The organism is Lentibacillus sp. Marseille-P4043 (assembly GCF_900258515.1).
Classification (GTDB): Bacteria; Bacillota; Bacilli; order Bacillales; family Amphibacillaceae; genus Lentibacillus_C.
Window position 1 is genome coordinate 1796103 of the sequence record NZ_LT984884.1, and the last position, 13593, is coordinate 1809695.

14 protein-coding genes and 2 riboswitches are annotated in these 13593 nt (G+C 41.2%); of the genes, 9 read left to right on the top strand and 5 right to left on the bottom strand.

Going from position 1 to position 13593, the window contains the following annotated elements; genetic code table 11:
- The first annotated feature begins 39 nt into the window (after nt 1-39).
- Genes rpiA through hxlA form a run of 3 tightly spaced genes read left to right on the top strand, consistent with a single transcriptional unit; the run spans nt 40 to nt 2323 of the window.
- The gene (rpiA, locus tag C8270_RS08775) at nt 40-744 is read left to right on the top strand and encodes a ribose-5-phosphate isomerase RpiA (RefSeq protein ID WP_106496467.1); all 705 of its coding nucleotides are present in this window, start codon (nt 40-42) and stop codon (nt 742-744) included.
- On the top strand, nt 737-1687 hold the full coding sequence (locus C8270_RS08780; RefSeq protein ID WP_106496468.1) for a sugar kinase: 951 nt from the start codon (nt 737-739) through the stop codon (nt 1685-1687). Before rpiA ends, C8270_RS08780 begins: the two co-directional genes overlap by 8 nt.
- Nucleotides 1688-1702: 15 nt before the next feature.
- Complete coding sequence (gene hxlA / locus C8270_RS08785; protein WP_106496469.1) at nt 1703-2323, top strand: 3-hexulose-6-phosphate synthase; 621 nt, start codon at nt 1703-1705, stop codon at nt 2321-2323.
- A gap of 241 nt (nt 2324-2564) precedes the next feature.
- Here hxlA and C8270_RS08790 read toward each other — a convergent pair whose 3' ends face one another.
- The 5 genes from C8270_RS08790 to C8270_RS08810 all read right to left on the bottom strand — a co-directional run bounded on the left by C8270_RS08790 (nt 2565) and on the right by C8270_RS08810 (nt 8480).
- Nucleotides 2565-4118 carry an IS1182 family transposase gene (locus tag C8270_RS08790; protein WP_106496419.1) on the bottom strand — a complete coding sequence of 518 codons (1554 nt, stop codon included), beginning with the start codon at nt 4116-4118 and terminating at the stop codon, nt 2565-2567.
- A gap of 139 nt (nt 4119-4257) precedes the next feature.
- Nucleotides 4258-5256, bottom strand: a complete 999-nt coding sequence (locus C8270_RS08795) for an ABC transporter substrate-binding protein (RefSeq protein ID WP_106496470.1) — start codon at nt 5254-5256, stop codon at nt 4258-4260.
- A gap of 36 nt (nt 5257-5292) precedes the next feature.
- Nucleotides 5293-6054, bottom strand: a complete 762-nt coding sequence (locus C8270_RS08800; protein ID WP_106496471.1) for an ABC transporter permease — start codon at nt 6052-6054, stop codon at nt 5293-5295.
- On the bottom strand, nt 6038-6820 hold the full coding sequence (locus tag C8270_RS08805; protein WP_106496472.1) for an ABC transporter ATP-binding protein: 783 nt from the start codon (nt 6818-6820) through the stop codon (nt 6038-6040). Before C8270_RS08805 ends, C8270_RS08800 begins: the two co-directional genes overlap by 17 nt.
- 172 nt (nt 6821-6992) lie before the next feature.
- On the bottom strand, nt 6993-8480 hold the full coding sequence (locus C8270_RS08810; RefSeq protein WP_106496473.1) for a BCCT family transporter: 1488 nt from the start codon (nt 8478-8480) through the stop codon (nt 6993-6995).
- A gap of 202 nt (nt 8481-8682) precedes the next feature.
- Nucleotides 8683-8729: riboswitch (PreQ1 riboswitch) on the top strand.
- Between the two features lie 89 nt (nt 8730-8818).
- On the opposite strand from C8270_RS08810, the gene queC reads away from it, so the two are divergent.
- The 6 genes from queC to C8270_RS08840 all read left to right on the top strand — a co-directional run bounded on the left by queC (nt 8819) and on the right by C8270_RS08840 (nt 13593).
- A complete protein-coding gene (gene queC / locus C8270_RS08815; protein ID WP_106496474.1) occupies nt 8819-9481 on the top strand; it encodes a 7-cyano-7-deazaguanine synthase QueC in 663 nt (220 codons plus the stop codon).
- On the top strand, nt 9478-9915 hold the full coding sequence (locus tag C8270_RS08820) for a 6-carboxytetrahydropterin synthase (RefSeq protein WP_106496475.1): 438 nt from the start codon (nt 9478-9480) through the stop codon (nt 9913-9915). The genes queC and C8270_RS08820 overlap by 4 nt, the downstream gene beginning before the upstream one ends.
- Nucleotides 9912-10634: a 7-carboxy-7-deazaguanine synthase QueE gene (gene queE, locus C8270_RS08825; protein WP_106496476.1), complete on the top strand. Its 723-nt coding sequence runs from the start codon at nt 9912-9914 to the stop codon at nt 10632-10634. Before C8270_RS08820 ends, queE begins: the two co-directional genes overlap by 4 nt.
- Before the next feature lie 4 nt (nt 10635-10638).
- The gene (locus C8270_RS08830; RefSeq protein ID WP_158701673.1) at nt 10639-11127 is read left to right on the top strand and encodes a hypothetical protein; all 489 of its coding nucleotides are present in this window, start codon (nt 10639-10641) and stop codon (nt 11125-11127) included.
- 52 nt (nt 11128-11179) lie between these two features.
- Nucleotides 11180-11366, top strand: a riboswitch (cobalamin riboswitch).
- 222 nt (nt 11367-11588) lie between these two features.
- On the top strand, nt 11589-12569 hold the full coding sequence (locus C8270_RS08835; protein WP_106496478.1) for an ABC transporter substrate-binding protein: 981 nt from the start codon (nt 11589-11591) through the stop codon (nt 12567-12569).
- Entirely contained in the window at nt 12553-13593 is a 1041-nt protein-coding gene (locus C8270_RS08840) for a FecCD family ABC transporter permease (RefSeq protein WP_106496479.1), read from the top strand. The genes C8270_RS08835 and C8270_RS08840 overlap by 17 nt, the downstream gene beginning before the upstream one ends.

Here is a 13593-nt window from a genome sequence, read left to right on the forward strand (position 1 = left end):
CTTCGTTAAGCTGATAAGAATAAGGAGTGAATTGCTGTTTTGTTAAATAAGGACAATGACAAACAATTAGCTGGTAAAGAAGCAGTAAAATTAGTAAAGGATGGCATGACAATTGGGTTGGGATCTGGTTCGACGGTAAATTGGCTGCTTCAGGCGTTAGGCGAGCGTGTACAGGCTGGTTTACAAATTAAAGGGATTCCGTCGTCACGGAAAACAGAGCGGTTAGCAAAAGAACATGGAATCCCATTAACCGACCTTTCTGAAACAACTCAAATTGACATAGCAATTGATGGTGCAGATGAAATAAGTCCTGATCTAACCCTTCTCAAAGGTGGAGGAGGATCACTAGTTAGGGAAAAAATTGTGGATGTGGCAGCTAACGAATTAATTATTATTGCTGACGGTTCAAAAGTTGTCTCCCAACTAGGGGAATTTCCCTTGCCGGTGGAAGTATTACCTTTTGGCTGGGAAGTAACGGAGGCAAACATTGCTGCATTGGACTGTACACCTACCTTACGAAAAGAAAAAAACAGTCCATTTATTTCGGACAATGGCAATTATATTCTTGATTGTAAATTTCCTTCTATTAAACAGCCAAGAGAACTTCATGAACAATTAAAGTTGATCGTTGGGGTTGTTGAAACAGGGTTATTTTGTGACATGACAGAAAAAGTAATTGTAGTAAAAAATGGACAAATCGAATGGTTAACGAAAAAAGATGCTCGGGGGAATAAAAATGAATGACGTAATTACGATTGGGGAAGCGATGATTGCATTTGATCCTGGTTCAACAGGTCCGATGAAATTTGTCAATACATTTGAAAAGAAAATTGGCGGGGCGGAATTAAATCTAGCTATTGGTTGTGCCCGACTTGGCTTAAAAGCTGGTTACATTAGCAAACTGGGAAATGATGAGTTTGGTAAGTATATCCAAACATTTGCCCGTGGGGAAGGGATCGATGTTTCACAGGTTGATCTTGTTGATGGGTACCCTACATCACTAAACTTTAAGGAAATAATGGAGGATGGAAGTGTTCGAACTTTTTATTATCGTGATAAGTCGCCAACACTAACCATGACTCCGAATGATTTAGATGAGACTTATTTCCAACAGGCAAAAATTCTGCATATCACTGGAATATTTCCAGCAATTGATGAGCAGAATATTGCCATTATGAACCGGTCGATTGAACTGGCAAAAAAACACGGGTTGAAAATATCTTTTGATCCAAATATCCGTTTACGCATGTGGAGCAAGGAAAAAGCGCGTGACGTATTATCGGATATTTTGCCTCAAGTCGATATCCTGCTTGCTGGGGATGAAGAAATGGAGATCATTATTGGCGAAAGTGAGCCAGAAGCAATTATTGAGAAAGCAAAGGAACTCGGTATCTCATTCATTGCGGTAAAACAGGGTGAGACAGGATCTGTTGGGTATTATAATGGAGAAATCGTGACAGCGCCAGCAGTCAAAGCGACTAAAGTGGTTGATACGGTTGGTGCAGGGGATGGATTTAATGCAGGAATTTTGTATGGTATTTTACAAGGTTGGCCATTAGCGAAAACAATGCACGTTGCCAATACGATAGGTTCGATGGTTGTAGGCGTAAAGGGTGATAATGAAGGTTTACCATATTATGAAGATGTTCAAGAAAAACTTGGGGAAAAAGAGCGGATTGAACGATAAATAGGGGGTGTTACCGTGGAATTACAATTAGCGTTAGATCGTTTAACAAGAGATGAATGCATACAAATCGTGAAGGAAACAGAACACGCGATTGATCGGATTGAAGTAGGTACTGGAGTAATTAAAGAATACGGAATGGCGATTGTTCGGGAAATGAAGGAGCTTTTCCCAAACAAGAAAATTGTCGCTGATATGAAAACTTGTGATGCGGGTAAACATGAAGCGCGCCAAGCATTTACAGGTGGGGCAGATATCACAACGGTAATGGCGTTTTCTTCGGATTTGACAATTAAAGATACACTTGATATTGCCAAACAAACAGGTAACCAAGTGATGATTGACTTATTAGAGGTACATGACAAAGAGCGAATCAAAGAATTACTAGATCTTGGAGTGGAGTCTGTAAGCCTTCATGTTGGGAAAGATAAACAAACAGAAGGAAACTTCAATACGGACCTATTTTCACTGGTGAAAGGGTTGGACGTTGACGTAACAGTTGCCGGAGGAATTAATTTGAACACGTTACCTGTGATTATTCTGGAAAAGCCTGATACTATCATTGTCGGAAGTGCAATAACAAAAGCAGAAAATCCTGGTGAAGTAGCAAGTGAAATGCGGAAATTAGTTCAAATGTGAGAACGGGACATAGGGACAGGTTGCTTGTCCCACCATTTATTTACAAAAAACGTAATGTATATGGAAAAATCTCTGCAGTGAGGTATGGGTTATTATCAAGTGTTTAAGATAGAACAAAGCACCATAGAGGGTGACGCCTCTACGGTGCTTTTATTTCTATCGTCCTTCACACACAATTGGGACAAGAAACCTGTCCGAGGCCACTGAAATAGTACCCTTTTTATAACGCACATTTCGGGATCTAAGCAGATTTTTTTTGATTTTCTCTATTTTTGTCGGTCCATTTCAAGATAATGGTAATAAAAATAGAATTAGACCCGTTTTTAGAGGATAGTATCTTCGCTATCCTCTTTAAATTAACTGCTAATGCAGTTAATTTTGCTTGTAATTCCATGCTTCTTAGACCGTACCCCCTGGCACGATCTAATCCGTGGAAATTCTTCATCTCACCATTTTTCCATTCTTGGCAAGACCTGTTCCGATATTTTTCTTTAAATTCATCCGTCTTTTGCTCTTGGCTGTATTCGTAAAATTCAGGGGTGTTTATCCCTATCTCTAAAATTCTACCAACAGTTTTACCCGAGAAGCATTGCTCCCTTAACGGACAATTTCTACAGGTTTCTCTATCAAAATAATATCGATAGGTTTCCTTTCCATCCTTTCTCTTTTTGTAGACTTTTCTCTCTGTTTTATTCCCCTGAGCACAGAACCATTCATCCGAATCTTTATTGTAACTGTATAATTCCTCATCAATTTTATAAGCCATCTCACTTACTGGTATGTATGGTTTCGCCCCAACTTCTTTTATTTTATCAAGGATTGGCTTTTTAAAATATGCTTTGTCACCGTAGACCTCATCTATAACTATTCCGCTTTTTCGTGTTTGTTCTAGTAACTCATTAAACATCGTTCCGTCAACATAGGCACCATCACGAACATTAACTGCCGTAATGATTCTGTCTTCTGTTGTAATCATAAATTCTGTTTTGTAGCCAAAGAAATGGGATGTTTTACTTTTGTGACCAACTCTTGCATCTTGGTCTACTAGTGAACGAACGCCTTTTTGTTCCAAAAATTTAGGGTCCTTCAGAATTTCCTTCGCCATGTTTAGCACTTCTTTTGTTTCTGGTGCACTTTCCACATCTACTGTTTTTTCTACATTCGCGATGGTTTCTTCAAGGTAGGATTTCATTGTTTTCTTGGCTTCTTTATGATCCTCTATTTCTTTATAGTCTGGTATTTCTTGATTTATCTTTTCAGGTACCTCACCGTTTTCTTTCTCAACGATTTTAAATAGCTTTTTTGCGAGATGCTTCATCACTCTTTCTACAGTACACTTAAAGGTGTTCGCTTCCGAGTGTGTTGTATCGATGCTTAATCCGGATCCTCCTAAAATGCCTTTTTCAACACTTTGTCCGATGCTTTCTGTGATGATATCATCGACCGTAAAATTCCCCTCTAATTTCTCTTTGCGGAATTTCGTCAAAAGGCTTGGATGTGGTAAGTCATCTTCTGGGTTAATGCCTAGAAAATACATGTGGGCAAGGTTCAGTGAAGCCTCTTCTATAATTCGCACATCCGATAAATCATAAAGGTATTGTAGTACTAAAAGTTTTACCATGAACTCTGGCTCTTTCGCTGGTCTACCATAATGTTTACAATAGGTTTTTTCGAGTAGTTCGTTGATAAAGCTAAAATCTACCTCATCGCGAAGTATTTTAAGTATATGATTTTCAGGAATTTTACTGTATAATACGGAATAGATGCTTAATTGCATATCTTTGTCTTTAAGCATGAAAATACCCCCAGTTTGGTTGATGGTTTCTTTGCAGTTCTATTATACCAAATTTTAGGGGTGTTTTTTTAGCTTTTATTAAATTATCGAATTTTCAGAGTGACTTTTTCAGTGGCCTCAACCTGTCCCCGCGTCCCAATCACTCTACAAAACTTGTATTCACAAATCCTGTGAAATCTGGCTTCTCCTTCAAAAACTTCAAATCATAGGAGGAGTTACCGAATTGTTGGATTACCTCTGGGTCCATATCGTAAACAAAATTGGTTCGCTTCCAGGCATTTTCCATTACATCATGCTCTATTTCCTGTCCAGTAATATCTGCAATTCCATTTATTGTGATCGTGATTGCTTCATCGGGATTTTCGTTTATATATTCAACTGCCTCTTTGTGGGCATCAATCAGTTTGGTTACAAGCTTCTGGTCATCTTCAGCCAATTCTGATGTGGTGACAAATACGGCAGCTGGCAGGTTTTTACCAAAAGAGATTTCATCTGAATCGACAACAACATTTGCATCTGCTTTTGCTTCCAAAACAGATCCCCATGGTTCTGGTGCTGTGGCAACGTCGACATTGCCACTTTCGAACATGGATTGATATTGTGCTGGCTTGCCTGTTACGTGTTTCATGCTTCCGCCAACACGGTCAGATGTAATCCCTCTTTCCTTCATGTATGTTTCAAACTGAACATCGTGTGTACAGCCAACTCGCGGGGAAATGAAGGTTTTTCCTTCGATATCTTTGACAGATTTTACGCCACTATCTTTACGTGAAACAATCACTGTTCCGCCAGTTGAAGATGCTGCTATTACTTGAACATCAACACCAGAAATGAAGTTATTCATCGCTGGACCCGGACCAACAAGCCCACCTTGGATTTCCCCTGTTGCCAAAGCTTTCATAAAAGTAGATCCATCTGGGAATGTACGATATTCCACATCGACATCTTCACCTAGATGTTTTTCATACATTTCTTTTTCTTTTGCTACCATTGCTGGTGCGTGATTAAGGTTTGGAAAATAACCGATAACGATTTTTTCCTTTTTGCTTCCGTCATCAGATGATGCTTGCGAATCATTGCCACATGCACCTAGAATGAGTAAAAAACTCATGAACAGAAAAACAATGCTTTTTTTCAAGATGATTACTCCTTTCTTTTTGAGAACAGCCTTTTATTATGCTGCTTCTTCCAATCCCCAGCGTTTTAGTACTTTATTTTCAATTCGTTGAAAAACAAATTGATCGACAACGGAGCCGATGACACCGATGATAATGATTATCCCAATTACGAGACTCATATTGTTAAAGTCGGATGCATAGCTGAGTGTGTATCCTAGTCCTGGGCCTGTGCTTAGTAATTCCGCGGCCATTAGTGCTCGCCAGCTAAATGCCCATGCTAGTCTCACACCTGTCACCGCATGTGGGATAGCTGCCGGGATGACAACTTTAAAAAATAAATCCATTCCCCTTGATCCCATTGTTCGTGCTGCTTTTAAATAAATTGGTGCGACATTTTTGATGCCAATCCGCATATTCATCGTCATGACAAACGTACCGCCAATAATGACGACAAAAATGATCGCTGTTTCGCCAAATCCAAACCAGATAATAGCAAGCGGCACCCAAACAATACTCGGAACACTTTGCAATGCTAGAATCATCGTCCCTAGCGTTTCGTCGGCTGTTTTAACTTTGGCAAGCAAAACGCCAAGGATAGTGCCAATCACTAATGAGATAGCAAGGCCGATAAGTAAATGACGGAAACTTGCTAGAATATCATACACAAGTGTCATGTCTCGGAGCCCATCATAAATGGATTCGGCAACAGATAATGGACTTGGTATCATCGATTCAGGCCAGAAACCGATTAGCACGACACCTTGCCAGATCAGGATGAGCGAAACGAAAAACAGTATACGTTTAATTGCTACCGGCATGTTGCAACTCCTCTTTCATCACGTTGTCTATTTCGGTTTTTAAAATAGCCATTACATCCTCTTCTAAATTAGCTATCTCTTTTTGTGGACGTGGCCGTTGTAAATCAACCTTGAAATCAGAAATGATGGTTCCCGGTCTTGCGCCCATAACAATGACACGATCCGATAGTTTGATAGCTTCACGAATGCTGTGTGTGACAAAAACAATTGTCTTTCTGTTAGCAAGCCAGATTTTTTCCAGTTCTTCTTGTAATACGTTTCTTGTCTGTTCATCCAGTGCACCGAATGGTTCATCCATTAACAGAAGCTTGGAATCCATCGCAAGTGCTCTAGCAATCGAGACACGCTGCTGCATCCCACCGGAAAGCTCGTGTGGATAATGGTCGGCAAACTGGCTGAGGTGGACCATTTTCAAAAAATGTGTGGCGGTGTCTGCTTGTTCTTTTTTCCCCATTCTTTTTCTGAGTGGAAACATCACATTTTCTTTGACCGACATCCAAGGAAAAAGCGCTGCCTCCTGGAAAACCATGCTTTTGTCTGGTCCTGGATCTTTTATTTCACTGTTGTCCAGAAGTACCGTGCCAGCAGTTGGTTTGGTCAGCCCAGCCGTAATCGAAAGAAGCGTTGATTTGCCGCAGCCAGAAGGTCCTAATAGGGAAACAAATTCTCCTTCTTCAATGGATAGATTAATATCATTTAATACCAATAACGGCTGCTCAGTTCCACGCTGAAATGATTTGGATATGTCATTTATTTTTAAAAACATAGCGATCACCTCCGTTTAATCCCTATAATTCCTATTAGTTTTATATGAATTATAGGTATTGTACCATGGTTATCTGTCTTTTCCAATAGGCGAATGACGGATAGCGAAGCGTAAATGGGATAAAAAAATCCTGGAAAGACCGGTATCTTTCCAGGTAGTTCTCTTTCATTATTTATTCTTTTTCTTCATTTTTCACTTCATTATTCAGTGCTTTAAATAATGCGATTACCATCAAAATCATCACAAAGGAAAACGGCAGTGCAGCAATAATAATGGTATTCTGAATCGCAGTTAATCCACCGACATACAGCAAAATAAGTGCAACAGCAGATTGAGCGATACCCCAGATAACTTTTACCTTATTCGGCGGTATGAGGGAACCATTTGTTGACTGCATACCCAGTACGAATGTTGCTGAATCTGCAGAGGTAATAAAGAATGATGCAATGAGCAATATTGCAATGACAGATAGGATGAGCGGTATTGGCAACTGATCAAACATGTTAAATAACACGAGCTCTGTTGAATATTGCGTCAAATCAACACCACTGTTCTGCACATTTCCTGCTGTCGTACCGAACACTGCATACCAGATCGAGATAAAAAAGGTCGGTACAACCATCACGCCGATTAGAAATTGACGGATCGTACGTCCACGTGATACACGAGCGATAAACATCCCGACAAATGGTGCCCAGGATATCCACCATGCCCAAAAGAAAATGGTCCAGCCGTCAAGCCATTCCCGATTATCACCTTCAAGGGGAGCAGATTGAAAACTCATTTCCACAATATGCTGCATATACCAACCGAATGTCTCGGTAAACATGTTTAAAATCAACAATGTTGGTCCAACGATCAACACGACAATTAGCAGTAATACAGCAAGTACCATGTTGGTATTGGATAAATATTTAATCCCTTTACTCAAACCGGTCCATGCTGAGATAAGAAATAAAATGGTGACGACAGCTATAATCAAAAATTGGGATGTAAACCCAATATCGACACCGAATAAATGGGAAAGCCCACCGTTAATTTGCACAGCACCGAAGCCAAGCGATGTGGCGACTCCGAAGACCGTGGCAAAAACAGCAAGTACATCAATCAAAATACCAAGTGGACCATTCATTTTGTTGCCGAACAATGGCTTCAATGTTGCGGAAATTAAACCAGGTTCTCCTTTGCGAAATTGAAAAAATGCCAAGGCCAAAGCAATAATGCCATACATCGCCCAAACATGAACACCCCAGTGTAGATAGGAGTATGCGAGTCCTTGCTTGAATGCAGCTTCCGAACCAACTTCCGCTGAAGGAGAGTCAACAGCATAGTTGAATAGTGGTTCAGCGGCTCCGTAAAAAACTAAACCGATTCCCATTCCTGCTGAGAACAACATAGCTATCCATGTTGGCGTAGAGAAATCCGGCTTTTCATTGTCCTTTCCGAGACGAATTTTTCCATATGGACTAATTGAAATGATAACAGATAGGATAACCAAAGCGGACATGAGCAGTAAGTAATACCACCCAAATGATGTAGAAACGAATGCTTTTATGTTACCAGATATCGTTTCGAATTGTTCTGGAAACGTTGCACCGAAGATAACCGTTAATACAACTAAAAGTAATGTGATATAAAAAACTCTTGAAACTTTCTTCATGAAGCCCCCTTGAATATTTTGACATTATGAAATTAACATTACCAAACCTCAACATGCAATGCAATTTTCAGAAATGCGTTTATCTTAAATGTTTATATATATGTTGGTGCTGTTATGCTAGGAAATCCCAGAAATAGCCATGACAGGTGACCGAAAACGTGATAAAGTAGAAACATAACAAAAAAAGAAATCTGCATATGTTGCAGGAGAGGTTCGAAATTCCATCCCTCGATAAAAAACTAAGGAGTCGAAAACAACACGCTGCTTAGTGTTGTTTTTTTGATGGAAAAATTGTTGAAGCTCTTCTTTTTGAGATGCAAAAGAGAGGGGAAATGAAAATGAATAATAATAAGGCAGTTGTGGTGTTTAGCGGTGGGCAAGATAGTACGACATGCTTGTTCTGGGCTAAGGAAAAGTTTGAACATGTGGAGGCTGTTACATTTCAATATGGACAGCGGCATATTGAAGAATTGGAGTGTGCTAAGGAAATTTGCCAAACGCTAGAAGTGCCACACCATGAATTGGATATGTCACTATTAAATCAATTAGCGCCGAATGCACTGACAAGGAATGATATTGCAATTACTGAAGGGGAAGGCTTGCCATCAACGTTTGTGCCGGGCAGAAATTTACTGTTCTTTTCTTTTGCGGCCGTTTTAGCTAAACAAATCGGCGCCAAACATATTATTACAGGGGTGAGCGAAACTGACTTCAGTGGTTACCCAGATTGCCGTGATGGCTTTGTGAAGTCATTGAATGTGACCTTGAATTTAGCAATGGATGATCAATTTGTGATACACACGCCGTTGATGTGGCGGGACAAATCAGAAGTGTGGGAATTAAGTGATGACCTAGGCGCCTTTGAATTTGTCAAAGAGCATACACTGACTTGTTACAACGGTGTGAAGGGAAGCGGCTGTGGAGAATGCCCGTCATGTAAGTTACGCCAACGAGGACTTGAGCAATATGAAAATAGACGGGAAGGGGAGATTGCCAAATGATGCAGCAAATTTATCCCGTTCCAAACCATGATTATTCGTATGAATTAAATAAGGACTTTCACTTTGCAGCGGCACATTATATACCAAGTGCAGATGCTGGCAAATGTCAGCATACACATGGGCATACGTATTTTGCCAATATCACAATTGGCGGCGATAAGCTAGATGATTTAGGTTTTTTGGTAAATTTTAAACAGATCAAAAACATCATTCACAAACGGTTTGACCATGGAACATTGAATGATGATCCTGCTTTTTCTAACGAGCAGCCGGAAAAATTTCCAACGACGGAGATTGTCGCTCAAACGATTTATGACATCATCGAAGACCATTTGAAAACATTGCCTAATCGGCCAGTATGCTTACAAGTTTTTCTACGTGAAACACCAACAAGCTACTGCATCTACCGTCCAAAGGGGGATGATGTTAAATGAAGCTGCCAGTACTAGAAATATTCGGGCCGACAATTCAGGGAGAGGGAATGGTAATCGGGCAAAAAACAATGTTTGTCCGGACCGCGGGCTGCGACTATTCTTGCTCCTGGTGTGATTCTAAGTTCACGTGGGATGGATCAGAAAAGGAAAACATCCAAATGATGGAGCCGGAAGATATTTGGGAGGCATTACAGGAACAAGCAGGCGGACGTTTTGGCCATGTAACCATTTCTGGTGGGAATCCCGCATTGCTTGCAGGGTTAGATAAACTTGTTGATCTGCTTCATGACCAGCAAATAAAAATCGCACTTGAGACACAAGGAAGCAAGTGGCAGCCATGGTTCGTAAAGATTGATGAGCTGACCCTTTCGCCAAAACCACCAAGTTCTGGAATGCGGACAAATTTTGACATACTTGATTCCATTATTGATTCTTTAACATTGCATCAGCAGGGATCATTCAGTTTAAAAGTTGTTATTTTTGATCAAGCAGATTTAGACTATGCAACTAGGCTTCATCAAAGCTATCCAGATGTTCCAATATTTTTGCAAGTAGGAAATGATGACACCGCAAACGCTGACGATGGGAAGTTGCTTGAGCATTTGCTGCACCGGTATGAATGGTTGATTGAATTGGTAATGAATAGCGACGTGCTGAAAGATGTACGCGTTTTGCCACAACTGCATACGTATTTGTGGGGGAATATGCGGGGAGTTTGATTGGGTGGTAAGCACGCGCGGCGGTGGTCGGTATCGGCGCGAGAGCAGAAACATCGGCGCGAGCGCGGAAACATCAGCCCGAGAGCAGGAACATCGGCGCGAGAGCAGAAACATCGGCGCGAGAGCAGAAACATCGGCGCGAGCGCGGAAACATCAGCCCGAGAGCAGGAACATCGGCGCGAGAGCAGAAACATCAGCCCGAGAGCAGAAACATCGGCGCGAGAGCAGAAACATCAGCCCGAGAGCAGAAACATCGGCGCGAGCGCGGAAACATCAGCCCGAGAGCAGAAACATCGGCGCGAGAGCAGAAACATCAGCCCGAGAGCAGAAACATCGGCGCGAGCGCAGAAACATCAGCCCGAGAGCAGAAACATCGGCGCGAGCGCGGAAACATCGTCCCGAGCGCGGAAACATCGGCGCGAGGACGAAAACATCGGCGCGAGAACCAAATCATCATCCAACAAAAGCCAGAACATTGTCACATATTGTCTAATTTTCCCTGTTCTAGTGGTTGAAAATGGTGTATACTAAAAATTGTTAAATTAAATATACATAGAAGATTGGGTGTCTTTTTCAATAAAGACTTAATAGGGAAGTTGGTGAAACTCCAACGCGGTCCCGCCACTGTAAATGGTTGTAGCCTGTACAAACCACTGTGTACACGATGTATATGGGAAGGAACAGGAAACGATAACCATGAGCCAGGAGACCTGCCCGAATCTGATATGCCAGTAAACCTACGAGGATAGGGAGGTGTATGGTCGATCGGTAGAAGCTTGTGGTTTATTCTATACGCTTAGAGCGGAGTCCATTGTAAACATCTCTTGTTGTAGAGGTGTTTTTTTGTTTTATAGGTTGTTTTGAAAATGGAAGGCAGTTTATTTTAAATTTGTTTTTAATCAATAACTTCTTGAATGCGCTTTAATAAGAGTAGGAAAACAGGAGGAAAAAGAAATGAAATTGAAAAAAATACAGTTACTATTACTGATGATGATCATGTTTATCGGAATATTGGCGGGCTGCGGCGCCTCAGAGGATGATGCCGAAAAAGATAACAACAGTAATGAAGATGCGAAAACAGAACAGACAGAGGAAGCCAATTTTCCTGTAACCGTTACAGATGGAACTGGTGAAGAGTTAACAATTGAGGAAAAACCAGAACGCATTGTGTCGGTGTTGCCAAGTAATACGGAAATTGCCTTTGCATTAGGCCTTGGTGACCAAATTGTCGGAGTTTCCGATCACGACAATTATCCGGAAGAAGCGGCGGAAAAAGAAAAAATCGGTGGTTTGGAATTGAATGTCGAAAAAATCCTTGCACTTGACCCGCAATTGGTTTTGGCGGATCAAACAAATGATGAGAAGGCACTGAAACAGATTGAAGAGTCAGGAATTCCAGTATTAACTGTTGGGGAAGCAACTGATTTTGAGGGAGTCTATGAAACTATTGAATTGATTGGAAAAGCAACTGGAGCACAGGAAAAAGCAGATCAAGTTATTGGTGATATGAAAGATAAATTGACAGCACTTGAAGAAAAGGCGAACACGATTAAGGAGGATGAACGGAAAAAGGTATATATGGAAATATCACCTTCTCCAGAGATTTTTACCGCGGGAAAAAATACATTTATGGATGAACTATTATCTGTTATAAATGCTGACAATGCCGCTGTAGATCAGGATGGTTGGGTTAAAATGAATGAAGAATCCGTTATTTCCATGAATCCGGACGTTGTGATTACGACATATGGATCGTATGTGGATGATCCAGTTGCTGAAGTAACCGGACGAGAAGGCTGGGAGGACATCACGGCAGTTAAAAACGAGCAGATCTATGATGTAAATGCTGATCTTGTTAATCGTCCAGGCCCTCGTTTGGTTGAGGGAGCGGAGGAACTTGGTAAGGCGATCTATCCAGATGTTTTCAAAGACTAAAAAAATAAGTGCCTATCCCATCTTGTTGCTGGTTTTGATCGTAGCTGTATTGATGGGGGTCTCCATTGGCACGGTAAAAGTTCCAATCGAGGCTATTTTGAGGATCTTATTTGCCTCGATTACACAGACATCTATACCGGATTCAGTAGACACGATGTATGAAAATATTGTGATGGACATTCGGATGCCGCGTGTCATTCTATCAGGCATTGTTGGTGCATCACTCTCCATTGCTGGGGCAGCTTTTCAGGGGTTATTGCGGAATCCCTTGGCTGACCCCTATACCCTTGGCGTATCATCCGGGGCCAGTGTTGGTGCGGTACTGACGATCTTTTTTAATCTGTCCTTGCCGTTTCTTGGTTTGTACACATTACCTGTTTTAAGCATTATTGCATCGTTTTTTACTATTTTCATTGTGTTATTTTTTGCGAAACGTGTGGATCGAACAATGCGAGTGGAGACAATTATTTTAACCGGGGTCATTTTTAGTTCGTTTCTTGGAGCTTTGATTTCGTTAATGATTGCCCTGACTGGTGAGGAACTAAGGCAAATTATCGGCTGGTTACTTGGCAGTGTATCGATGCGTGGCTGGGACTATGTTGGGATCATCGTGCCGTTTTTTGCGGTTGGATCGGCGATTCTGATGATGCATGCGACAGAATTGAATGCGATGTCATTTGGTGAAGATCAAGCAAAACATCTAGGTGTCAATGTTGAGCGCAAAAAAATGAACATTCTTATTGCCGGGTCTATTTTAACGGGTGCGTCTGTTGCAGTATCTGGAACGATTGGATTTGTTGGCCTAGTTATCCCGCATTTTATTCGAATTATTTGGGGGCCTGACCACAAGCATTTACTACCGTTATCAGCTTTGGCTGGTTCCGGCTTTCTGATTCTGGCTGATCTGGTTTCCCGAACTATCATTGCACCATCTGAATTGCCGATTGGCGTTATTACTGCTTTAATTGGTGCACCAATTTTTGCGGTTATTTTAATGAGGCAACGGCTGAAAGGGAGAGGGTAA

Coding starts and splice junctions, on each gene's coding strand:
- C8270_RS08780 (WP_106496468.1), top strand. CDS start 737: ATGAATGACGTAATTACGATTGGGGAAGCGATGATTGCATTTGATCCT.
- queC (WP_106496474.1), top strand. CDS start 8,819: ATGAATAATAATAAGGCAGTTGTGGTGTTTAGCGGTGGGCAAGATAGT.
- C8270_RS08790 (WP_106496419.1), bottom strand. CDS start 4,118: ATGCTTAAAGACAAAGATATGCAATTAAGCATCTATTCCGTATTATAC.
- C8270_RS08805 (WP_106496472.1), bottom strand. CDS start 6,820: ATGTTTTTAAAAATAAATGACATATCCAAATCATTTCAGCGTGGAACT.
- C8270_RS08800 (WP_106496471.1), bottom strand. CDS start 6,054: ATGCCGGTAGCAATTAAACGTATACTGTTTTTCGTTTCGCTCATCCTG.
- C8270_RS08810 (WP_106496473.1), bottom strand. CDS start 8,480: ATGAAGAAAGTTTCAAGAGTTTTTTATATCACATTACTTTTAGTTGTA.
- C8270_RS08820 (WP_106496475.1), top strand. CDS start 9,478: ATGATGCAGCAAATTTATCCCGTTCCAAACCATGATTATTCGTATGAA.
- queE (WP_106496476.1), top strand. CDS start 9,912: ATGAAGCTGCCAGTACTAGAAATATTCGGGCCGACAATTCAGGGAGAG.
- C8270_RS08835 (WP_106496478.1), top strand. CDS start 11,589: ATGAAATTGAAAAAAATACAGTTACTATTACTGATGATGATCATGTTT.
- C8270_RS08840 (WP_106496479.1), top strand. CDS start 12,553: ATGTTTTCAAAGACTAAAAAAATAAGTGCCTATCCCATCTTGTTGCTG.